22 protein-coding genes are annotated in these 22,586 nt (G+C 68.7%); 14 read left to right on the plus strand and 8 right to left on the minus strand.

The window, feature by feature from the left end:
* Window positions 1–21: 21 nt before the first annotated feature.
* The 5 genes from cofH to GY812_12165 form a co-directional block, all read right to left on the minus strand.
* Complete coding sequence (gene cofH / locus GY812_12145; protein MCP4436228.1) at window positions 22–2,391, minus strand: 5-amino-6-(D-ribitylamino)uracil--L-tyrosine 4-hydroxyphenyl transferase CofH; 2,370 nt, start codon at window positions 2,389–2,391, stop codon at window positions 22–24.
* A 68-nt stretch (window positions 2,392–2,459) separates the two neighbouring features.
* Window positions 2,460–2,966, minus strand: a complete 507-nt coding sequence (locus GY812_12150; GenBank protein ID MCP4436229.1) for a helix-turn-helix transcriptional regulator — start codon at window positions 2,964–2,966, stop codon at window positions 2,460–2,462.
* 82 nt (window positions 2,967–3,048) lie between these two features.
* A complete protein-coding gene (tkt, locus tag GY812_12155; GenBank protein ID MCP4436230.1) occupies window positions 3,049–5,028 on the minus strand; it encodes a transketolase in 1,980 nt (659 codons plus the stop codon).
* A gap of 110 nt (window positions 5,029–5,138) precedes the next feature.
* Window positions 5,139–6,185 (minus strand): hypothetical protein, encoded by a 1,047-nt coding sequence (locus GY812_12160; GenBank protein MCP4436231.1) that lies wholly within the window; start codon window positions 6,183–6,185, stop codon window positions 5,139–5,141.
* A 58-nt stretch (window positions 6,186–6,243) separates the two neighbouring features.
* Window positions 6,244–6,621: a hypothetical protein gene (locus tag GY812_12165; GenBank protein MCP4436232.1), complete on the minus strand. Its 378-nt coding sequence runs from the start codon at window positions 6,619–6,621 to the stop codon at window positions 6,244–6,246.
* A 106-nt stretch (window positions 6,622–6,727) separates the two neighbouring features.
* Here GY812_12165 and GY812_12170 point away from each other — a divergent pair, with 106 nt between their 5' ends.
* A complete protein-coding gene (locus GY812_12170) occupies window positions 6,728–7,120 on the plus strand; it encodes a hypothetical protein (GenBank protein ID MCP4436233.1) in 393 nt (130 codons plus the stop codon).
* Window positions 7,121–7,195: 75 nt separating this feature from the next.
* Here the strand turns inward: GY812_12170 and GY812_12175 are convergent, their stop codons facing one another.
* On the minus strand, window positions 7,196–8,446 hold the full coding sequence (locus GY812_12175) for a hypothetical protein (GenBank protein ID MCP4436234.1): 1,251 nt from the start codon (window positions 8,444–8,446) through the stop codon (window positions 7,196–7,198).
* A gap of 89 nt (window positions 8,447–8,535) precedes the next feature.
* On the opposite strand from GY812_12175, the gene GY812_12180 reads away from it, so the two are divergent.
* The 11 genes from GY812_12180 to GY812_12230 all read left to right on the plus strand — a co-directional run bounded on the left by GY812_12180 (window position 8,536) and on the right by GY812_12230 (window position 17,139).
* Window positions 8,536–9,201 (plus strand): carboxylate--amine ligase, encoded by a 666-nt coding sequence (locus tag GY812_12180; protein MCP4436235.1) that lies wholly within the window; start codon window positions 8,536–8,538, stop codon window positions 9,199–9,201.
* Window positions 9,198–10,694 carry a hypothetical protein gene (locus GY812_12185; protein ID MCP4436236.1) on the plus strand — a complete coding sequence of 499 codons (1,497 nt, stop codon included), beginning with the start codon at window positions 9,198–9,200 and terminating at the stop codon, window positions 10,692–10,694. The genes GY812_12180 and GY812_12185 overlap by 4 nt, the downstream gene beginning before the upstream one ends.
* A complete protein-coding gene (locus GY812_12190) occupies window positions 10,691–12,190 on the plus strand; it encodes a hypothetical protein (protein MCP4436237.1) in 1,500 nt (499 codons plus the stop codon). The genes GY812_12185 and GY812_12190 overlap by 4 nt, the downstream gene beginning before the upstream one ends.
* Window positions 12,190–12,828 (plus strand): hypothetical protein, encoded by a 639-nt coding sequence (locus tag GY812_12195; GenBank protein MCP4436238.1) that lies wholly within the window; start codon window positions 12,190–12,192, stop codon window positions 12,826–12,828. The genes GY812_12190 and GY812_12195 overlap by 1 nt, the downstream gene beginning before the upstream one ends.
* Window positions 12,829–12,895: 67 nt before the next feature.
* Entirely contained in the window at window positions 12,896–13,279 is a 384-nt protein-coding gene (locus tag GY812_12200) for a phage holin family protein (protein ID MCP4436239.1), read from the plus strand.
* Window positions 13,276–13,485 carry a hypothetical protein gene (locus GY812_12205; protein ID MCP4436240.1) on the plus strand — a complete coding sequence of 70 codons (210 nt, stop codon included), beginning with the start codon at window positions 13,276–13,278 and terminating at the stop codon, window positions 13,483–13,485. Before GY812_12200 ends, GY812_12205 begins: the two co-directional genes overlap by 4 nt.
* The gene (locus GY812_12210; protein ID MCP4436241.1) at window positions 13,485–14,018 is read left to right on the plus strand and encodes a hypothetical protein; all 534 of its coding nucleotides are present in this window, start codon (window positions 13,485–13,487) and stop codon (window positions 14,016–14,018) included. Before GY812_12205 ends, GY812_12210 begins: the two co-directional genes overlap by 1 nt.
* Before the next feature lie 56 nt (window positions 14,019–14,074).
* Window positions 14,075–14,275, plus strand: a complete 201-nt coding sequence (locus GY812_12215) for a MoaD/ThiS family protein (GenBank protein ID MCP4436242.1) — start codon at window positions 14,075–14,077, stop codon at window positions 14,273–14,275.
* On the plus strand, window positions 14,272–15,192 hold the full coding sequence (locus GY812_12220; protein MCP4436243.1) for an adenine nucleotide alpha hydrolase family protein: 921 nt from the start codon (window positions 14,272–14,274) through the stop codon (window positions 15,190–15,192). Before GY812_12215 ends, GY812_12220 begins: the two co-directional genes overlap by 4 nt.
* The gene (locus tag GY812_12225; GenBank protein MCP4436244.1) at window positions 15,189–15,974 is read left to right on the plus strand and encodes a tRNA (adenine-N1)-methyltransferase; all 786 of its coding nucleotides are present in this window, start codon (window positions 15,189–15,191) and stop codon (window positions 15,972–15,974) included. Before GY812_12220 ends, GY812_12225 begins: the two co-directional genes overlap by 4 nt.
* A 7-nt stretch (window positions 15,975–15,981) precedes the next feature.
* On the plus strand, window positions 15,982–17,139 hold the full coding sequence (locus GY812_12230; protein ID MCP4436245.1) for a MarP family serine protease: 1,158 nt from the start codon (window positions 15,982–15,984) through the stop codon (window positions 17,137–17,139).
* A 61-nt stretch (window positions 17,140–17,200) separates the two neighbouring features.
* Here GY812_12230 and GY812_12235 read toward each other — a convergent pair whose 3' ends face one another.
* Window positions 17,201–17,437 carry a ferredoxin gene (locus GY812_12235; protein MCP4436246.1) on the minus strand — a complete coding sequence of 79 codons (237 nt, stop codon included), beginning with the start codon at window positions 17,435–17,437 and terminating at the stop codon, window positions 17,201–17,203.
* A 264-nt stretch (window positions 17,438–17,701) separates the two neighbouring features.
* On the opposite strand from GY812_12235, the gene arc reads away from it, so the two are divergent.
* The gene (arc, locus tag GY812_12240) at window positions 17,702–19,492 is read left to right on the plus strand and encodes a proteasome ATPase (protein ID MCP4436247.1); all 1,791 of its coding nucleotides are present in this window, start codon (window positions 17,702–17,704) and stop codon (window positions 19,490–19,492) included.
* A 14-nt stretch (window positions 19,493–19,506) separates the two neighbouring features.
* Here the strand turns inward: arc and GY812_12245 are convergent, their stop codons facing one another.
* A complete protein-coding gene (locus tag GY812_12245; protein ID MCP4436248.1) occupies window positions 19,507–20,571 on the minus strand; it encodes a diacylglycerol kinase in 1,065 nt (354 codons plus the stop codon).
* A gap of 179 nt (window positions 20,572–20,750) precedes the next feature.
* Between GY812_12245 and GY812_12250 the strand changes: the two genes are divergently transcribed.
* Window positions 20,751–22,262, plus strand: a complete 1,512-nt coding sequence (locus GY812_12250) for a proteasome accessory factor PafA2 (GenBank protein ID MCP4436249.1) — start codon at window positions 20,751–20,753, stop codon at window positions 22,260–22,262.
* Window positions 22,263–22,586 lie beyond the last annotated feature (324 nt).

Genomic DNA, 22,586 nt, shown 5'->3' on the forward strand with positions numbered 1-22,586 from the left:
GACGCTGCAGGCAGCCGCTGATCAGGGCTGCCCATACAGTGTGGTGCGCCGGCGCAGTGTGCGGCCGAGCGGTTGCACCAGTGCCCTGAAGTCCGGCTCGCCGACCTCCGTGCCGTGCTCGGCTCCAGCTGCACGCGAGATGTTCTCGTCCATCAGGGTGCCGCCAAGGTCGTTGGCGCCGGCGAGCAGCAGCTGGCGCATGCCGTCCATGCCGAGTTTCACCCATGACCCCTGGATGTGGTCGATGTCACCCGCATACGCGATGCGGGCCACCGCGTGCATCAGGAGTACTTCGCGGAACGTCGGTCCGCGACGGGCCTTGCGCTGCAGGTAGATCGGCGATGCCATGTGCACGAACGGCAGGCCCACGAACTCGGTGAAGCCGCCGGTCTCGCGCTGCAGGTCGCGGGTGACCAGCAGGTGGCGCGCCCAGCTGCGGGGTTGTTCGATGGATCCGAACATGATCGTGACGTTGGAGCGAAGCCCCACGGAGTGCGCGGTGCGGTGGGCGTCGAGCCACTCTGCGGTGTCGACCTTGTCGGGGCAGAGCACCGCGCGCACCTCGTCGTCGAGGATCTCGGCAGCCGTGCCGGGAAGCGACCGCAGCCCGGCATCCATGAGCCTGCGCAGATAGTCGCCAAGCGGCTCGCCAAGGCGTTTGGCGCCCTCGGTGACCTCCAGGGCGGTGAACCCGTGGATGTGGATCCCCGGTGCCGCCTCCGACACGGCTCTCGTGACGTCCACGTAGTAGTCACCGTCGAAATCGGGATGGATCCCGCCTTGCAGGCATACCTCTGTGGCTCCCGCATCCTGTGCCTCTGCGGCCCTGCCGGCGATGTCGTCGAGGGTGAGGAGGTAGGGGTTGCCGCGCAGGTTGAGGCTCAGCGGCCCCTTTGAGAAACCGCAGAACCTGCACTTGAAGGTGCACACGTTGGTGTAGTTGATGTTGCGGTTGGCCACCCATGTGACCTCGTCGCCCACGATGCGCCGGCGCAGGTCGTCGGCCAGCGCGGCCACCTCGGCGACTTCGCGCCCCCGGGCGGTGAAGAGCGTCACGAGCTCCTCCTCACCGGGTTCCTGGCCCATTGCGACACCCTCGAGAACATCCATCACCGGGCCGCGCAGCGTCGGGCGGGCCTCGACCACGCTCAGCGCCGCCTTCCGCGGTTTCACCAGTTCGATCGGAGCCGTGGTCGCCCCGGAATACCACTGCGTCGAGCGGTCACCGATGATCACGCCCTCGGCGCCGTCGCCCACCTTGGCCTTCGCAGCCTCGGCGGTCTTCTCGGGGAACACCGAACCGGGATCGTCGCGCGCGAGGCCCTCGGCGTCGCTGCGGTCCATGACGGCGAAGCGGAGGTCGTCATCCAGCCATCGCGCGGGGTCGAGTGCGTGCTCCGGGTAGATGGTGAGCCTCGGGGCCAGCGTGTGCCCACCGGTCTCGGTGGCCGCTCGAAGTGCCTCGAGCGCCGGCCAGGGCCGCTCCGGGTTCACGTGGTCGGCGGTCACGGGCGACACACCGCCCCAGTCGTCGATGCCGCCGAGCAACAGCGGTGACAGGTCCTCGCTCAGGTTGGGGGGTGCCTGGAGGTGCACGTCGGTGGGCAGCAGCACCCGGGCCAGGGCGATCGCATCATGGAACTCGTCGTCGGGGCACGGCGGGTGGTCGCTCATGGCTGTACCCGGCTTCGGCAGGAAGTTCTGCACGATCACTTCCTGCACGTGGCCGTGGCGGAGGTGCGAATCGGCGATGGCCGCCAACGCTTCGGCGCGGTCACGACGGCCTTCACCGATGCCGACGAGGATGCCGGTGGTGAAGGCGATGCCGAGCTCGCCGGCGGCCTCGAGCGTCTCGAGTCGTCGCTGCGGGGACTTGTCGGGTGCGCCGCGGTGGCATGCGAGGTCGTCACGCAGCGTCTCGAGCATCATGCCCTGCGACGGAGCGACCGAGCGCAGCCTCGACAGCTCGGACGAGCCAAGTGCCCCCGGGTTGGCATGTGGGAGCAGCCCCGTTTCGCGCAGGACGCGACCGGCGATGTCGACCAGGTAGTCGACGGTGGAGGAGTAGCCGTGACTCTCCAGCCAGGATGCTGCCACCGGGTAGCGCTGCTCGGGTGCCTCGCCGAGGGTGAACAGTGCTTCGTGACAGCCCGCCCGCGCCCCGCGGCGCGCGATGGCCAGCACCTCGTCGGGCTCGAGGAACGGCGCATCGAGCCGTGCCGGCGGCTGCGCGAACGTGCAGTAGCCACAACGGTCGCGGCACAGCATCGTGAGGGGGATGAACACCTTCGGAGAGAACGTGATCCGGGTTCCGAACCGGGCATCGCGGACCTCGCGCGCCACGGCTGCGAGTTCTGCCTGGTCACAGGAGAGCGCCTCTTCGACGCTCATGGCCGCACCGGCGACGCCGCTCGGGCGAGCGGGCGGTGCGGAGGTGAGCGCGGCTGGCGGGGGAGTGTTCATGGGGCAGTCCCTTGGGCCACGCCGACCTCGACGCGATCGGGCGACGCTCCCGGGCCGGGGTGTCCGGCGATCTCGGTGGGTCCGAACTCGCGGTCACAGCACTCGCAGTGGAAGCCGAGGTCGACCTCGGTGCCGCAGGGTTCGTGGACCAGCACCGTGGGGGGCCCACCCTCGCTCAGCCAACGGTCTCCCCACTGCATCAGCCCGACCAGCACGGGGGAGAGTTGACGGCCCATCTCGGTGAGCCGGTACTCATAACGGGGCGGATGCTCCATGTAGCGGCGCTTCTCCAGCACGCCCTCGCCCACGAGACTGTGCAGTCGCTCCGACAGCACGGCGCGCGGGATGTGCAGGTCCCGGCGGATCTCCTCGAAGCGGCGGATTCCGCGAAATGTGTCCCGCAGGATCAGGATCGACCAGCGGTCGCCGATCACGTCGAGGGAGCGAGCGATCGAGCAGGCCGGTTCAGACGTGTCGGAATCGGGTATCGGGTTGGCAGCCACGGCGGCACCCTAACAAGGTTCGGATTCCGAACTCAGTCAGTTCACTATCCGAACCACCTGGTCATGCCCGTGAGGCTTGCCCTCAGGCCAGCAGGCCGCGAGCAGCCGCCGACACCGCGTCGGCCGTGATTCCCAGCTCGGCCAGCACCCGGGAGCCGGGTGCCGACGCTCCGAAGCGGTCGATTCCAATGCTCGCCTGGGCCCACCGCTGCCAACCGGTGGTCACGCCCGCTTCGACCGACACCGTAGGCACGCCGGCCGGCAGCACGCTTTCGCGGTAGTCCGCGCTCTGGGCGTCGAACAGTTCCCATGAAGGCATCGACACCACCCGCACCGCGAGGCCGTCAGAGCGCAGTTGGTCGGCCGCCTCGGCGGCCACGGCAACCTCGGTGCCGGTTCCGACGAGCACCACCTCCGGTCCGGGGTCACCCTGCAGCACGTAGGCACCATTTGCCACCCCCTCGCGGGCGAACTCGGCCGAGCCGGTGAGGGTGGGCGTCGCCTGGCGGCTGGTGATCATCGCCACCGGGCCGTTGCCCTCGACGGCGGCCTTCCATGCGCCGGCCACCTCGTTGCCGTCGGCCGGACGTATCACGGTGAGGTCCGGAATCAGCCGCAGGGACATCACCTGCTCGATCGGTTGGTGGGTGGGCCCGTCCTCGCCGACCCCAACCGAGTCGTGGCTCCAGACGAAGATGCACTTGGCCTTGGACAGCGCAGCGACGCGCACCGCGCCACGCATGTAGTCCGAGAACACGAGGAAGGTGCCCGAGATGGGCAGCACACCGCCGTGCTTGGCCGCGCCCACGATGGCGGAACCCATCGCGTGCTCACGGATGCCGTAGTGCACCTGGCGGCCACTGCGGGTCTCCGGCTCCAGTGCATCGGCATCGGGAAGCTTCGTGCCCGTGTTGCCCGTGAGGTCAGCGGAGCCACCGAGAACGCCGGGCACGTGGCGGTCGACCACTGCCAGCACCTTCTGGTTGGCGGCCCGTGTCGCCGGGGAATCCTCGGGGCCGAAGGTGGGCAGGTCCGAATCCCAGTCCGCGCCGACCGGGCGGGCGGCCATTGTGGCGTCCCATTCGGCCTCCCGGCCCTCGAGGGCGACCGCGCTGCGCTGCTCCCAGTCGGTGCGCGCAACCGAGCCCCGGCGGCCGGCCTCGCGGTAGTAGTCGAGCACCTCGTCGGGCACCCAGAAGGGCTCGTCGGGAATGCCCATGACAGCCTTTGTTTCGGCGATGTCCTCCTCGCTGAACGCGAGGCCGTGAGCTGCGGGGTCATCGGTGTGGGTGGGCGACGGATAACCGATGTGGCTGCGCATGATCACGAGGCTCGGGCGCTCCTGCTCATCCATTCCCGCTCGGATCGCGCCCTCGAGGGCGTCGAGGTCCTCGGAAGCCTCACCGAGGTCCTGCACGTGCCAGCCATAGGCCTCGAAACGCTTCACCGGGTCGTCGGTGAGGGCTATCTCGGTGGGCCCGTCGATCGACACATGGTTGTCGTCATAGACGTACACCATCCGGCCGAGACGCAGGTGGCCCGCGAGCGACGCCGCTTCGTGGGACACACCTTCCTCGAGGTCGCCATCGGAGACGATTGCGTGGATGTGGTGGTCGGACACCTCTGTGCCGAAGCGCTCGCGCAGTGACTGCTCGGCCATCGCCATGCCGACGCCGTTCGCGAAGCCCTGCCCCAGCGGTCCGGTGGTCACCTCGACTCCGGCGGTGTGCCCGGCCTCCGGGTGGCCAGGTGTGGCGGATCCCCACTGGCGGAACTGGCGGAGGTCTTCGAGCGTGAGTCCGTAGCCGGTCAGGTGGAGCATCGAGTAGAGCAGGATCGACGCGTGGCCGGGGCTGAGGATGAAACGGTCGCGGTCGGCCCAGTGGGGCGCCGATGCGTCGTAACGCAGAATCCTCGTGAACAGCACATGTGCCAGCGGGGCGAGCGCCATGGCGGTTCCCTGGTGGCCCGAGTTGGCAGCCCGCGGGCCATCCATCGCGAGCCCGCGGATGACGTTGATCCCGAGCGCCTCGATGTCGGTCTCGCCCTGCGCTGAAGCCATCAGTTCTCCACTCTCTGTGCGGTGGTCGGCCCGGCAGGTCCGACCTTGGGCATGCTAACGACCGCCGAGGTGGCCGCCACGCCAACCGTCGCGCATGGGTCGCGCGCGGCTCAGGCCGAGATGCAGAGCATCGCTGCGGCCCCCCGGCCGGCGAGCGACGCCTGCGGGTCACCCCGGCCGGCATGGCCTTCCAGGTGAACGACGGCGCCGCACGCGAGTCCGATGTCGTCGCCCAGGCTGGCCTCGGCCAGAAGCGCTGCCTCCGCGTGTGGATCCACGCCACGCGGCCGCGCCGGATCCCACAGGGTGAGAATCGCCTCGTGTGTGCCGGCGTCGCCGAGCAACTCCGGGAGCTCACGTTGCGCCGCTGCTGCGGAGCGCACCACGGGCTGCACGACCGCGCCCACCTCGAAGTCGACGGCCGGCTGCAGACCCGAGGTTGTACGCCGCACGGGAACCATCGGCGCTGTTGCACCGCCCCGCGGGTCACAGCGACGCAGGCCCAGCTCGACCGCGCCGTCCACGAGTCCGGTATCGGCGGATCCTGCAGCCGCTTCCAGCCACTCGGCGGCGGGCATGTCTCCGAGCGCGGTGATGCTGGTGCCACTCACGGCCGTCACAGCGATCGGGGCAGCCATGGGCGTGCAACCGTCGGAAACCACCACCGCGTCCCCACGGTGGCCGATGGCCAGCACAGCAGCCCCGTCGCGGTTCTCGACGCCGTTGACGACGAGCCGGTTCCCACCGGCGGTGCTGGAGGCCGCCAGCGCTCCGCCGACCACGGAACCCTGCAGACCACAACCCGCCACCACGTCCTCGGACGCGGAGAAGGGATCCCAGAGAACCACTGCTGTGGCGGTCGCGTCAGCACCGACGTAGGAGGAGCTCTCGCCGAGGCTGGCCACGCGGGCGTCGGCGTCCCTCACCGCCAGCACGCCGAGCGCAGGCGTGCCCTCGGCCAGGCGTCCGCCCAGCACGACCGACTCGCCGACCACCCCGAGGTGTTGGCCACAGCCCAGCACCTCGGCCAGCGTCGTGGTGATCTCGCACATTGCACCCGCGAACGGAGGACTACAGATCACCAGCAGCGCGTCGGCGCAGGACATCCCGCGCTCGATCAGGGCACCGGCGCACTCTGCCACCGCATGGGCGGGCACGGGATGCACGGAGCCGGCCACCGCCGCCCGAGGACCCGGCTGCGGAGGTGGAGCCACCTCAGGCGGCCTCGATGAGCGAGAAGGGCACGATCACGGGTTCACCCCGGTCGATCGAGCAATGGGCTTCGACCGTGCCCGGGCCGTCGAAGTCGAGCTCGGCCCGTACGAGCCGGTAGGCGAACCTGGTTGGTTCGACCTGCAGCGGCTGCACATTGCGTGCAACCTGCTCGTCGCCCCGCATGAACTTCACCTCCAGCACCGCATCGGATGACTCACCCGCGGCGCAGCGAACGATCACGAAGAGGTGCGGCTCGACGGTGGCGGGGAACTCCGCGACCTCGGAGAACTTGATCCCGCCGATATCGAGGCGCGTCGAGGGCCCATCCACCTGGCGAACCTCGAGGTCCTCGGCGAACAAGGCTGCGACGATCTGCATCCTCGTTGTCTACCCCAGGGCGCCACGCGACCGCACGACGGCCCGGCCGGCCCCCGGGCATGCACACGGCACTTGATTCCGATGCGACGGTGCCGACAGGAGACGGATGGACACGCCAACGGTCCGCAGCACGCGCGATGTCCGCACGGCACCCGATCCATTCGATGCCGCGGACGAGCTGGTCAACCTGTGTCCGCACGAGATCTGCCTCATCCTCGAGGAGACCGAGCACGTGATCCCATCGACCGGCGTCGCACGCTGCGCCGAAGTCCGCGACGTGATCAGGGACATGCGCCTGGCAGGAGGCGAAGTGCCGCTGGTGCACACCGAGTACGGCGAGGTGAAGGGCCTGCCCGAGCCGACCGCCGGCAAGCTGTTCATCGTGAGCCACCTGGTGGCCCAGCAGTGCCCGCACCGGCTCGACCTGGTCGTGCCCGATCGCCTGGTCCGAAACCACGACGGCGTAGTGATCGCGGCCCGCGCCCTCGCCCGGGTCTGACCGCCATCGCCGCGGAATCGCCCTGTCGACGGTTGACCGTCCGGCGGGACCTTCCCCGGAGAGGACCGCGCAGCCTCAGGGGAGGACCGCGAACGCGGCCTCGACGAGGCGGTCCACCACGTTTCGCGGCGGTGTCAGGCAGTCACCGGTGGGCACCCACTCGCTTCGTTCGTCCTGGCCCATGACCGGACGCACACCACCTCGTCCCCCGAATACCGAGACCTTGGCCCTGCGCAGCGGTGGCCACATCATCAGCAGCACCAGGGCGGCCTGGCCGGCACGCTTGGAGGCGGGGTCCGCGAGCACTGTGAGCGCGAGCTGCGCGACCCCGGCCTCGGCGCGGACCTGGTCGACCCACGGCCGGACGTCGTCGCCGAGTCCGGAGTCGCCACAGGACACGGCGTCGGCGAAGAAGCTCGTCAACTCTGAAATGGCTCCGGCATCTGCGCCGACCGCTCGGTCCGCCAGGGCATCCAGGCGGCGGGGGTGCACGCATTCGGCCAACAGCGCCGCCTCACCGAGGCTCGCGTCGAACGCGGCGGCCGGGTCCTCGCCCCGCAGCCACGCGGCGGCCGCAACGAGCGACGGCAGCGAAGCACGGGCCTGGACCATGGGGTTGGCCAGGTAGCCACCCAGCACATCGGGGAGGTCGTGATCACGCCCGGAGAGCGGCGCCATGAACAGCCGGTCCGACATGAGGGCGTCGTTGACGGGCGTGTTGTCCCACAGGATCGGCTTGCGGCCACCCATCGCCCTGCTCCACGCCAGCGCGTCGGCGGTGCTGATGGTGTCGTTGACGACGTGACAGCCCGTCCAGGCGACCGGCACCTCCGCGGGGAGCGTGCGGTGCAGCTGCGCCAGGTATGGCACGGAGCTGGTACCCGTGTAGTGCAGGGGTGCCATGAACAGCGCTATGTCGGCGTCGAGGTGCTCGCGCACCCATGCGGTCACGCGGCCGTGGGCCAGTCCGAGTCCGTCGACGGGCGCAATATCGTCGAAGAACACGCCCATGGTGCGCACCCCGGCCGCCTGCACCGATTCGAGCTTGGCCAGCAGTGCCCGGCGGTCCGAATCGGAGTCGGGATCCAGCGAGAGACCGGGCGACACGGCGAAGCCGACGGTCATCGGCTGCGAGTCGACCATCCCCGACAGGTCCGCCAGGAAGTCATCGCCGTACGGCTCGCGCCAACGGTCGCGGTGCAGCGGGTCATCCTTTGGCGCGTAGATCCAGGTGTCCATGCCGTGGCCCGCGAGGTGCCGGCACACCTCGGCGCGCACTTCCCAGGTCCACGGAGTTCCGTAGAACCCCTCGATGACCCCCCACATCGGACTTCCTTTCGCGATTCCGCACGAACCGTACAGGTTGCACAGATGTGGTGTTCCGCCGGGGATTCGCCGGCTCGTAGCATGCATGGATGCCAAGAACGCTGTCCGAAGCGGAATCGAAGTCGCTGCTGGCCCCACTCGGAATCCCGTTCGCGCCCGAGGAGGTGGTCACCGATCCCGATGCGGCGGTCGACGCAGCCAACCGGCTCGGGATGCCGGTGGCGGCGAAGCTGTGCGGCGACAACATCGCCCACAAGACCGAGCGCGGTCTCGTGCGCCTCGGGCTGTCCAACGCCGACGACGTGGCCGCAGCTGCCGCAGACCTGCTCGCCGCCGCCCGGGACGAGGACAACGCCACCGGCGTCCTCATCGCCCCGATGGTTGGCGGTGACCGCGAACTGATCGCCGGCGCCTCCACCGACGAGCAGTTCGGGCCCACCGTGCTCCTGGGCGTCGGAGGCGTCCTGGCCGAAGCGGTGGCCGACGTGTCAGTGCGCCTGGCGCCGATCACCGACGTCGACGCAAACGAGATGATCGAGGACCTGCAGTCCCAGGCGATCCTAGGGGAGTTCCGGGGCCAGCCGGCTGTTGACCGTGAAGCCCTCGTCGCGGTGCTGGCCGGCCTGTCCGAGGCGATATCAGCGCCCGCCTCGAACGGCGCCACGATCCTGTCGGTGGATCTCAACCCGCTGATCATCAGTGACGGGCGGCCGGTGGCGGTCGACGCCCTCGTGGAACTCGAGGAGGCGTCGTGAACGACTCCGTGCACACACCGCAGCACTTCGCAGCCCTTTTCGAACCGCGCGGCGTGGTGGTGGCGGGCGCCTCCACCCACCCCGGGAAGTTCGGATTCGTGAGCCTGCACAACATCCTGGCGAGCGGCTACGCGGGGAAGGTCTACGCCACCAACCGCGACGGCGCGAGCGTCCTCGGCATCGAATGCCTCACGTCCATCGACGACCTGCCCGACGGCGATGTCGACCTGATGTTCGTGTGCACCCCGGCCGCAGCCAATCCAGGCCTGCTGCGATCCGCAGCCGCCAAGGGAGTGAAAGCGGCGTTCCTCACAACGGCCGGGTACGGCGAGGCAGGCGACGAGGGCCGCAAGGCCGAACAGGAACTGGTGGCGCTCTGCGAAGAGCTCGGCATCCTGCTGGTCGGACCCAACGGACAGGGCGTGGTTAGCACCCCCGCACGGCTGTGCGCCCAGATCGTCGCCCCATACCCACCTGCTGGCGGGATCGGGGTTGCCAGTCAGTCGGGCAACTTCGTGTCGAGCTTCCTCAACTGGTCGTGTGCGACCGGCGTCGGGATCTCTCGGGCGGTTTCCGCCGGCAACGCATCGGCCACCACCGTCGCCGACCTTCTCGACTTCTACAGCCACGATCCGGCCACCACCGTCGCCCTTGCCTACATGGAAGGCATCGAGGACGGTCGCTCGGTGGCGCAGACCCTTGGCCGGGTTGCAGCCGAGATGCCCACGGTCATCATGAAGGGAGGCGCCACGGCGGGCGGCGCCAGGGCCGCGGCCAGCCACACGGGGTCACTGGCCACCGATGACCGCACATTCGAGGGCATGTGCCGCCAGAGCGGAGTCACCCGGGCCGGCACCGTCGAGGAGGCCTTCGAGGCTGCCGCCACGTTCGCCACGCAGCCGTCACCGCGGGGCAACCGCGTGGTGGTGATGACCACCGCCGGCGGCTGGGGAGTGGTCACCGCGGACGCGATCACGCGCCACCGCGACCTCGCGCTGGTGGACCTGCCCGATGACCTGCGCGCCGAGATCGACAAGCTGCTGCCTCCACGCTGGAGCCGCAGCAACCCGGTCGACCTCGCAGGGGGCGAGACCCGTGACACGATCCCCGAGGTGCTGGGCTTGATCGCAGCGCACGACGGGGTGGACGCAATCATCCACCTGGGCCTGGGCATCCAGTCCAACCAGGCGCGCATGCTGCGCGAGGGTGGCTACCACGGCCCGGAGGGCGACGACACCTGGGGCATCCAGCGGATCGTGGCGTACCACGAACGCCAGGATGCCCGGTTCGCCTCGGCGGCCGCGGAGATCTCCGACGCCACCGGCAAGCCGATCCTCACAGCAACCGAACTCGCGGTGGCCTTCCCCGACAATGCGGGCCCCGCCGCAGTGCGCTCGGCCGGGCGCCTTTGCTACCCATCGGCCGACCGGGCGGTGACGGCACTCGGACACCTCGTGAAGCGCTCGCGTTTCCTGCAGCGGCGCGCCCCTTGAGCTCCGACGCAACCCCTGCGGGCAAACCGACTGAGGTGAAGCGGCCTGCCCGTGCTGCAGGAGGCCGCGGAAGGGGAGCGGCCCTCGCTGCGGTGGTGGCGCTGCTGGCTGCGGTGGGAGCGGGGACCGCTGCGTACATCATCGACACCACGGCGGCCGTCGACCCACCCGAACCCAGTCAGGCGTCGGCGACGCCGGGGACCCCGGTGCTGTCAGCGCGCAGGGTGCCGCAGTGGACCACCGAACTGATGGCCAATCGGTCACTGGTGGCAGCGGTCGAGCCGGTGGTGGCGACCGCCCCGCCCGGTACGTGCGTGGAGGTCGGCAACGGCACCGAGACCCTGTACGTGGTCAACGGCGAGCTGCCGCTCGTGCCCGCGTCGAACCAGAAGCTGCTCACCGCAGTCGCCGCTGCGGAGATCCTCGGCGATGACACCGTGCTGAGCACGGAATTCCGCGCGGCGGCACCGCCGGTCAACGGCGTGCTCGAAGGCAACCTGTGGATGGTGGGCGGGGGAGACCCACTCATCACCTCCGATGCCGGACAAGGGCGCAAGCGCGGCGGCCCCCAACCCGAGACCAACCTCGAGGCCATGGCCGATCAGGTCGTGGCAGCCGGGATCACAGCCGTCACCGGAGCCCTGATAGGCGACGACTCGCGCTACGACACACAGCGCTCGCTGCCGGGCTGGCCTGAGCGATGGCTGGCGGGCGGCACCGTGGCTCCCTTGTCGGCGCTGCTCGTCAACGACGGGTGGCAGGTGGACCCGATCACCGGCGAGGGTCCGGGTGGCCCTGCGCCCGACCCCGCCGCCAACGCCGCGGCTGCGCTGGCCACCCTGTTGAGCGAACGGGGCGTCACCTTCGGGGCGTTTCCCGCATCGGGCGTGGCACCGGCTGACGCACAGACCTTGCTCTCGGTGCCATCCCTGCCGGTGTCGGCCCTGGCGGGCCAGATCCTGCGCTACTCGGACAACACGACTGCGGAGTTGCTGCTGAAGGAGATCGGGCTGGAGGTGTCCGCCGAGGGGTCCACGGCTGCCGGTGCCGCCGCGGTCGCCGACTGGGCGGCTGCAGAGGGCCTGGCGGTTTCAGGTGCCAACGTCACCGATGGCTCGGGGCTGTCATCCACCAACCTGGTCACCTGCGAGCTCCTGGCATCGGTGCTGCGTTCCCAAGGCCCCGACGGTGGGTTCGCCGCCGGGCTGGCCGTCCCGGGCCAACCGGGCACACTCGCTGACCGCTTCCCCGGCGACGAGTGGGCCGAGCGCCTTCGCGCCAAGACCGGCACCCTCAATGAGGTCACGGCCCTGTCGGGCTGGCTGGTCACGAGGCCCGGCGCCACGCTGGACTTCGAGATCGTGACCAACACCTCTGACCGGCGCGTCAACGCCGACGACATCGCGCTGCAGTCACGCGTCCTCACAGCCCTGCTGGACCAGCCGGTGGCCCCACCCCTCGAACAGGCCGGCCCCTTGCCACCCGAGGGCGCCTGATGGTCGAGCGGGTCGAGATGGCGGCGTTTCCGCTCGGTACCGTGCTGCTGCCCGGCCAGCTGATGCCGTTGCAGGTGTTCGAGCCCCGCTACAGGGTGATGCTGTTCGACCTGCGCGAGGAAAGCCCCGCCGAATTCGTGGTGGCCATGATCGAGCGGGGCAGCGAGGTGGGCGGCGGCGACGTCCGTTCCACCGTCGGGTGTGTGGCGCGGATCGTCAGCCAGGCCGACACCGATGACGGTCGCAGCCTGATCGCCGTGATCGGGGTGCGGAGGGTACGCGTGGTCGACTGGCTGGCCGAGGATCCGTACCCCCGAGCGGTAGTCGAGCCGGCGCCGGCCATCGCCTGGAGCGGCGACGAGGATCCCCGGAATCGGGCCGAGGCCGTGACCACGGCGGCGCGGGAGGTCGGCGGCCTGGCGGCCCGTGCGGGCGCCCAGCCGTGGCCTGTCGAACTCGAGCTGGCGGCTGACCCCGAGGAGCGGCTCTGGCAACTGGCCCTGCTCGCACCCTTGGCCACGCTCGACCGTCAACGGCTTCTCGGCGAGGACGATCCCTCGAATCGCTGCTCGTTGCTCGAATCCTTCCTGGAGGAGCAACGGGAGCTGATCGCCGGGCGGCTGGACTGGAACGACTGAGGGTGGACCCGATGACGGAATCGTGCCGCCTCCGGCATGCTACAAAGGGACTCCTACAGGAGGCCCCGTGAGCGACGCAGAGACCACAACACGCAGGCCGTGGACGCCACCGCCCGAGCCGTCGGGCCCGGGTACACAGCTCAACGAGTTCAAGGACATGGTTGTCGCCTACACGCGACAGGAAACCGTCGATCCGCTCAAGACGCTCGGCAGGCACCTCGGTTTCGGCATAGGCGGAGCACTCCTGATCGGGGCCGGGTGGATCTTCGGACTGCTTGCGCTGCTGCGCGGGCTGCAGCGGATCAATTTCTTCAATCAGGCCGGCGAGGTCGGTGGCGGCCCGTGGGGATGGCTGCCGTACCTGATCGTGACCGTGGTCGGCATCGCGGTGGCTGGCATGTACGGGCGGCTGGTGATGCTGCGCATGAACGAGAACGGAGTCGGCAAATGAGCACAGAGGCACAGATCACACCAGGTGACCTGAAGGGCAAGCTCGAGGAGATCCAGGGCGAGGCAACCCAGCAGGTCGAGAGCGCCAAGAACCAGATCCTGGCCGCCGGCGTTCTGATCGGCCTGCTGTTGTTGATCACCGCGTTCCTCCTCGGCCGCAGGGGAGGCAAGCGTGCCTCGGCTGTGATCGAGGTACGCCGCGGCTGATGCTGCGCACCGTTCGCGACTGGGCTGTCCGCTACGTATTCGGTGGCGGGTTCGGCGCGACCCTGGCCGACCGGGGGATCGACTGGCTGGCTGACGAGGGCCGCAAGGCGGTCTCACGCGACGACATCGACCTCACGCGCGCGAAGCTGCGGCCCGGTGAGACCTACACCGTGATCGCCAGGCCGCCCGCCACGCGCGCCGAGCGCAGGCTCGCCCGGACGTCTGCGGGCCTCGCACAGTCCGAGGAGAAGCTGAGTGTCACCACCAGACGCCAGCGCAACGCCGCGCGCCGCCTTCGGCGCAGCCAGCGGAGGCTCGACCGCACCCGCACCGGCACGCGCCGACACCTGAAGGCCGCCGCGGCCGAGAAGGTCGCCGCCAAACGCTTCGACGGCGTCATGGCACCGTCGAAGAAGCTCACGAAGGTTCGCATCGCCAAGGCACGGGTCGACGAGGAACTCGACCTGCGTCGCACGGCGAGCTTTGCGGCGGTGCAATCGCGCGGCAAACCAAGAGTGACCGTCTACGACTGAGGATCGCCTCGCCAAGCCGTGCTGTGTGGATTCAGGAAGGCGGCCACAATGGTCCGGTGCTGGTGCGCCTCCGGAACCCAACCCGCGAGATCGAATTGCAGGGTCCCCGACGCGTGAGCGAACTGCTCGCGGAGCTCGGGCTCAACCGGGAGTCGGTGCTGGTGGTGTGCAACGGAGAGCTGGTGCCTGGCGACTACCGACTGTCGGCCGAGGACGAGGTTGAGGTACGTCCAGTGATCTCCGGGGGCGCGCAGTGAAGTGCCGGGTCTGCCGCGGCCCCGCCGTCATCGACCTGCCGCGCCACAACGCCAACTTCTGCGGGGAACACCTCGTGGAGTTCTGCCATCGCCAGGTGGAAAAGGCGATCGCCCATCACGACATGTTCGAACCGGGGGACCGACTGTTGCTGGCGGTGTCCGGCGGCAAGGACTCCCTCGCCCTGTGGGCGATGCTGAGGGAACTCGGATACGACGTCGACGGTCTCTACGTCGGTCTCGGAATCGGCGACTACAGCGACACATCGGGGCGCCATGCCAGGGAGTTTGCGCAGCAGCGGGGCCTCGTGCTGCGCGAAGTCGACCTCCGCGACAGCTACGGGTACGACATTGCCACGGCCGCCGAGCAGACGTCCCGCAAGCCCTGCTCGGCGTGTGGGCTGTCCAAGCGCCACGTGTTCGACTCAGAGGCCGTCGCCGGCGGCTACGACGCCCTGGTCACCGGCCACAACCTCGATGACGAGGCCGCGGTGCTGTTCGGCAACATGATGCGCTGGAACGTCGACTACCTGGGGCGCCAGAGCCCGGTGCTGGAGGCCCACGGGGGGCGTCCACGCAAGGTGAAGCCCCTGGTGCGCCTGTCCGAGCGCGAGACCGCTGCGTACTGCCTCGTGGCCGGCATCGACTACGTGGTGCAGGAATGCCCAATGGCGGAGGGCAACCGCCACCTCTCGTACAAGGCAACCCTCAACGACCTGGAGGTCGAGTCCCCGGGGATCAAGGCCAACTTCTACCTGTCGTTCCTCGCGCGCGGGCTGCCCCTGTTCGAACCCGCGGCGCACACCGAGCGCGCCGCGTTGGCGCGCTGTTCCACCTGTGGTGCAGCCTCACCCTCATCCACCTGCGCTTTCTGCCGACTGGTGGAGCGCCTGCAACAGACCCCCGAGGAAACCCCATGAACCAGGAACTGGCAGAGGGCGACCTCGTACAGCTCATCGACAACAAGGGCCGCCGGTACCAGGGTGAGCTGACAGCGGGCAAGGAGTTCCACTTCCACTCCGGGATCATCGGCCACGACGAACTGATCGGTCTGCCCGAGGGCAGCGTGGTGCGCTCGTCGCGAAGCCAGGTCTTCACCGTCCTGAGGCCTTCACTGTCGGAGTTCATCCTCAAGATGCCCCGCGGCGCCCAGGTCATCTACCCGAAGGACCTCGGTCCGATCCTCATGCTGGCCGACATCGGTCCGGGCATGCGCGTACTCGAGAGCGGTGTCGGCTCCGGTGCGCTGTCGATGGCGATGCTGCGCTGCGGTGTGGAGATCACCGGCTACGAGATCCGTGAGGACTTCGCGAACAGGGCGACGGCCAACGTGGAGCGTTTCCTGGGCGCGGAGGCGCTCGCACGCTACGACGTGCAGCTACGTGACTGCTACGAAGGAATCGATCCAGCCGATGACGCTCGTCCTTTCGACAGGGTCGTGCTCGACCTGCCCGAGCCCTGGCGAGTGGTCCCGCACGCTGCCGAGGCGATGCGCTCGGGCGGCATCTTCTGCGCCTACACGCCGAGCATCGTGCAGGTGACCCAGCTGCGCGATGCTCTCGACGCCCACGGGTTCTTCGCCTCTGAGTCCCTCGAGGTGATGAACCGCGGATGGCACATAGAAGGCAAGGCGGTGCGACCCGACCACCGGATGGTCGCACACACGGGCTTTCTGACCCACGCCAGGCTCGGAGCCGGCTGAGCAGACCATGAACCTGTTCGACGCCGCAGTTGTGATCGCTGTCGCCCTGGCGGTGGTCGGAGGCTGGCGTCTCGGGCTGATCACCCGGGGGCTCGGCTGGGTGGGCGCATTGCTCGGAGTGACGTTCGCGATCGCCATCGTGCCCGTGCTCAGCCGGTGGCTGAACCCACCATCGGATGCCGGGGTGCTGCTCCTGACCGCCGGTAGCTTCATCCTGCTGCTCACCATGGGGCAGGCCATCGGCGTGGCAATCGGTTCCCGCCTGCGGCCCCACCCTGCGGATGAGAACCTGCGGCGCATCGACTCGCTCGGCGGGTCGATGCTCGGAATCGTCGGCGTGGGAGTCATCCTCTGGCTGCTCGTGCCGTTGATGGCCAACACCCAGGGATGGGTGGCATCCACGACCCGCACGTCGGCCTTCGCCCGCGCCGTGACCGACCACCTGCCGGATCCGCCACCGCAGCTCCGCGACCTCGAACGCGGCCTGGCCAACGGCAGCTTTCCCCAGCTGTTCGCCAGCCTCCGACCCGCGCCGGAGCTGCCCCCTCCGCCGGAAGGTAGCCCGGTCGACCAGGAGGTGGTACGTGCTGTGGCGGCCAGCACGGCCCGGGTCCAGGGCGAGGCCTGTGGCCTGGTGCAGTCAGGCAGCTCCTTCTCGGTGGCCGACGGGCTCTGGCTCACCAACGCCCACGTCGTGGCCGGCACCACATCGAGCCGGCTCACCACGGCCGATGGCGCCACCGACACCGGCACGGTGGTGGCGTTCGATCCCCAGTTGGACCTCGCTCTCATCGCGTCGGACCTCACTCGCCCCGCGCTGCAGTTCGCCACGCCGAGCGAGTCCGCTTCCGGGCTGGTGCTCGGATTCCCCGGCGGGGGCGCGTTCGAGCCGTCGCCCTTCCTGGTGGGGGAACTGCTCACAGCGACCGGCTACGACATCTACGACTCCGCCCTGGTGCGCCGCCCCCTGCTGGTTCTGGCGAGCGACCTCGAGCCCGGAGACTCCGGCAGCGCCCTGATCGACGCAGAGGGCCGGGTCCTGGGCGCCGCCGTGGCGGTGGCGCCGGACCGTGAGGGCGTTGCCTACGCCCTTCAGGGGAACGCAGTGGCAGCCATCCTGGCGAGCGCGGGCGAAGCCGTGAGCACCGGTGACTGCATCGGCTGAACCCAGACGCGAAAGACGGGAGCCGAAGCTCCCGTCACTTCAAGCCCGCAGGGGCGGGGCGTCACTCGGCTTCGATGAAGATGCACTCTCCGGGGCACTCCTCGGCCGACTCGATGACTCCGTCGAGTTCGCCGTCGGGGATGACCGCGAGGCCCTCGGGGCCACCAGGATCGCTGAAGATCTTGTCGCCTTCCTTCACGTATGCGAGACCGTCGTCCAGGAGTGCGAACACGGCGGGGGAGATCTCCTCACAGAGACCGTCACCGGTGCACAGGTCCTGGTCGATCCACACCTTCATCGCCATCTTGTTGGCCTTTCGTCTGGCCCGCTCGGGCCGTGGAGGGTTTCCGCTTCGGATCTGTGGCCGTCACCCTGACCGCCACAGCCGCCATGACGGTAGCCACTGCGACCGCCTGACGCACACAAGGGTAGCGCCCGCGGCATTTGCACGGTATTCAACGGGTAAACAAACCCTGTGAAGCCCCGCTGAATCAGCCCGGGGTTCCGCCCGCTGCAGCGCCGATGGCGCTAGAACGGACGGTGAGGACACACGGAGGTGCCCGTGGCAGCCGAGGACGAACACGACCCAGGGTCGGCTCACGTCGAGCAAGGAGTCGATCAGACGGCTTCCGACGAGGCCGAGGCCCTGCGCGGCCAGGTAAGCGAGCTCGAGGACGAGATCGCTTCGCTCGTGCGGCGCCTGCAGGACGCACCCAAGAGGGTGCGCACCCTCGAGGAACGTCTGCTGGAGACCAAGGGCCAGCTGGCACAGGCGGTGAGCCAGAACGAGAAGCTCTCCTACACGTTGCGAGAGGCGCGCGACCACATCGCGGCGCTTCGCGAGGAAGTGGAGAAGCTCACCCAACCACCCTCGGCCTATGCCACCTTCCTCGGCGAGAACGATGACGGCACGGTCGACGTGCAGGCAGCCGGCCGCAAGATGCGCGTGGAGGTTTCGCCCGACATCGAAACCGATGAGCTGGTGCGTGGCGCCGAGGTGGTCCTCAACGAGTCCTACAACGTGATCATGGCCCGCAGCCACGAAGCGTCAGGCGAGATCGTGACCCTCAAGGAACTGCTCGAGGACAAGAAGCGGGCGCTCGTCGTGGGACGTGCCGATGAGGAGCGCGTGGCCGAACTCGGCGAGACGCTCGACACCTCCGTGCTCAAGTCCGGCGACAACGTGTTGATGGACTCGCGGTCCGGGATCCTGCTCGAGCGCCTCCCGCGCCCGGAGGTCGAGGAGCTCGTGCTCGAGGAAGTGCCCGACATCGCCTACTCCGACATCGGTGGACTCGATGACCAGATCGAGATGATCACCGACGCCGTGGAACTGCCCTTCGTTCACCAGGATCTGTTCGCCACCTACGACCTGCCGGCGCCGAAGGGCATCCTGCTGTACGGCCCTCCGGGCTGCGGCAAGACCCTCATCGCCAAGGCAGTCGCCAACAGCCTGGCACGCAAGGTGACGGAGGTGACCGGCCGCGAGGCGCGCAGCTTCTTCCTCAACATCAAGGGCCCCGAGCTGCTCAACAAGTACGTCGGGGAGACCGAACGCCACATCCGCCTCGTGTTCCAGCGCGCCCGGGAAAAGGCAGCCGACGGCACGCCGGTCATCGTGTTCTTCGACGAGATGGAATCGCTGTTCCGCACCCGCGGATCAGGCATCTCCTCGGACATGGAAGCCACGATCGTCCCTCAGCTGCTCGCCGAGATCGACGGCGTGGAGACGCTGCGAAACGTCATCGTCATCGGCGCCTCCAACCGCGAGGACCTGATCGACCCGGCCATCCTGCGTCCTGGTCGCCTGGACGTGAAGATCAAGATCAACCGGCCCGACGAGGAGTCGGCCCAGCAGATCTTCTCCCAGTACCTCACCACCACGCTGCCGCTCGACGCAGCCGAGGTCGCCAGCCTCGGTGGCGGCGACCGGGCGAAGGCGACCGCAGCAATGATCGAGCGCACCGTCGCCGAGATGTACCGCACCGACGAAGCCAACCAGTTCCTCGAGGTCACCTATGCCAACGGCGACAAGGAGGTCATGTACTTCAAGGACTTCTCCTCCGGAGCGATGATCGAGAACATCGTGCGCAGGGCCAAGAAGCTGGCGATCAAGCGCGAACTGGCCGATGGAGCTGCCGGCATCTGCGTTGCCGACCTCATCGACTCGATCCACCAGGAGTACAAGGAGCACGAAGACCTGCCCAACACCACCAACCCCGACGATTGGGCGAAGATCTCGGGCAAGAAGGGCGAGCGGATCACCTACGTGCGCACACTCGTGCACGAACACGACGACAATCCCACCGGCGGCCGCTCCATCGAGCGAGTCGCAACCGGCCAGTACCTGTAGCCCCGGTCCGCTGTTCAGGGGCGCATGAGACCGCGGCCTGACACCAGTGGCAGGTCGTGCACCGACAACAACCCGGGATCGGCCGCCACGACGGCAGGAATGGCGTTGACGATGCGCCCCGCCGTGCCGGCGAGGCCAGCGGTGTTGTGGTCACCGTCGTCGCCCATCATCTGCAGGTCGAGGGTGTAGTTGGGATTGCCCTCCACGATCACCCGGTACCCGGAATGGCCGCTCGGCTGTGGCCAGTCGGGCGCCAGTGAGTCATCCAGGCGGGTCACGTGCTCGAGCACGATCCGCGGCTCGCCGCCAACGATTCCGCGCACCTCGAAACGAATGCCGGCGGTGGTGCCGGCCTCGACCACACCGAAACCGAGGTCGATTCGCTCCGCAGCCGGCACGCGCTCATGCACTTCCTCCAGCTCCTCGATGTCCACCCCGAGGCCGGCGGCGATGGAGCGCACGACTCCGCCCCAGGCGAATGCGAGCACACCGGGCACAAGCAGCATCGGGGTGGCATCCAGCGGCTGACCGAAACCCATCGTGTCGAAAAGAACCTGCGGTTGCGCGTAGGTCGCGTAGTTGACGATCTCCATCACACGCACCCGGTCCACGTACTCGCACGTACCCGTGAGCACTGCGGGGAGGAGGTCGTTGGCCCACCCGGGGTCGATACCCGAGGTGAACGCGGACGTGCCGCCGACTTCACACGCATCCTCGATCGGCTTGCGCATGTCAGCGGCAACGTGCGGCGGATAGATCAGCGGCACGACCGAACTCGACACGACATTCGCCCCGGCCGTCAGCATCGCTGCCATGTCGGCGATCGCGGCGTCGGGTCGCATGTCTGCGGTGGCTGTGTAGCAGATGCAGTCGGCCCCGAGACCGAGCAGGTACTCAGAGTCGTTGGTGGCGGCAACCCCCAGCTCGGCGAGCCCGGCCAGCTCGCCGGCATCGCGGCCCACCTTGTCGTCGCTGTGCACCCACAGCCCGACCAGTTCGAGGTCGGGATGCCTTGCGATCTGGCGCAGTGCGTGGTGCCCGACGTTGCCGGTGGACCACTGGATCACCCTCAGGCTCATGCTTGCTCCTATGTGGCTGGCTCAGCCCGCAGTCTGTCCGCGTCGCCGCCCGGGCGCCACCTGCTGAGTGGCCACGCCACGGAGCTGTCGCCGCCATCCGTTGCGCGGGCCCTGCTCAGGCGTCACCGGCAGACTGGCGCGAGTGCGTATGGTGGCGGCCAGATGTCGATCGGAAACACATGGCGATAGAGAAGATCCTCGGTATCGAGACCGAGTACGGGATCGTGGTGCGCGGCACCGACGAGGCCAACCCGATCTCGGCCTCGTCCATGCTCATCAACGCCTATCTGGGTTCGCTCGACACCTCGGTCGGCGCGCCAGGGCCCAGCGTCGGTTGGGACTTCGAGGACGAGATGCCCGGCAACGACGCTCGCGAAGAGGCGCTGCGGCTTTCGCTCGCACCAGAGGTGGAAACCCACCTGGTCAACGCGGTGCTCACCAACGGGGCGCGCTACTACGTGGACCACGCCCACCCCGAGTACTCGGCACCGGAGTGCGCCGACGCGATCACCGCACTCGTGCACGACCGCGCGGGCGAGGAGATCCTGCGGCTCTCGATGGCTGCCGCCGACGACCTGATGGGCGACGGCCAGGAGATCGTCGTCTACAAGAACAACTCCGACGGCAAGGGCAACAGCTACGGCTGCCACGAGAACTACCTGATGAGCCGCTCGGTGCCCTTCGGCCTCATCGTTGCCCACGCGACCACCCACTTCGTGACCCGACAGATCTTCACCGGTTCCGGCAAGGTCGGCTCTGAGGCCCCAGGCAGCCGTACCGATGAGGTGCCATTTCAGATCACCCAGCGCGCCGACTTCTTCGAAGAGGAGGTCGGCCTCGAGACGACGCTCAAGCGCCCGATCGTCAACACCCGCGACGAGCCGCACGCCGACTCACAGAAGTACCGGCGTCTGCACGTGATCGCCGGCGACGCCAACATGGCCGAGGTCGCGACCTTCCTCAAGCTCGGCACGACCGCTGTGGTGCTCTCGATGGTCGAGGACGGAGATGCGGGCGAGCCCCTCTCGTTTGCCCTGCCAGTGCCGGCGATGCACACGGTCTCGCGAGACCTCACGCTCGGCCAGCCCATCCAGATGTCCGCCGGGGGCACGATGACCGCCCTCGAGGTGCAGTGGGAGTTGCTGCGGCGCGCCCGCGACTGGGCTGAGATGCGCGGCCTCGACTCCGTGGGCGGCGAAGAGGTTGGCAACATGATCCTCGAGCGGTGGGAAGCCGTGCTCGACGGACTCGAGGGCGACCCGATGTCGCTGCAGGGCCAGCTTGACTGGGTGGCCAAGTACCGGCTGTTCGACGCATACCGCGAGCGTCATGGAGTTCAGTGGAACGACGCGCGGATACGCGCGATGGACCTGCAATACCACGACCTCCGCGCGGCGTCCTCGCTCGCGACGAGGCTCGGCCTCGAGGCGCTCGCCGATCCCGAAGCGGTGCGAGAGGCTGTCACACAGCCACCGCAGGACACCCGCGCCTACTTCCGCGGCCGATGCCTCGAGTTGTTCGGCAGCGAGATCGTGGCCGCCAACTGGGACTCGATCGTGTTCGACGTCGGCGGCTCGTCGTTGCAGAGGGTTCCGATGATGGAGCCCGGGCGGGGCAGTGCCGAGCACGTGGCCGACCTGATCGACAACGTCGACAGCGCCTCTGACCTGCTGGAGCGACTCGGGCGCTGACCGGGTGTGTCCCTATTCCGGTGTGCGTTGGTTGCGCGGCAGGCGCGCACGGCCACGATGCGGTCATGGCCTACGGACTGACCTTGATGACGACCAGTGGAAGCGGGTGTGGGAGCTGTTGTGCTAGCAGCCCAAGCGTGGGCGGCGCTATCCGGCTGTTGTGCGCGTGCCAGTCATGGGGGTGCGACGTTTCACAGTCGTGGTGGACCCTATGGGCGCACCAACGGTAGTGGTGCAGTTCATTCCCAGTCAGCGCGTTCCCTGCGAGCGGACCGTGACAGCTGATGGTGCGGCACACCCCGACCCCTGTAGGTAAGGCGCGTC

Source organism: Actinomycetes bacterium, from assembly GCA_024222295.1.
Lineage (GTDB): Bacteria > Actinomycetota > Acidimicrobiia > Acidimicrobiales > Microtrichaceae > JAAEPF01.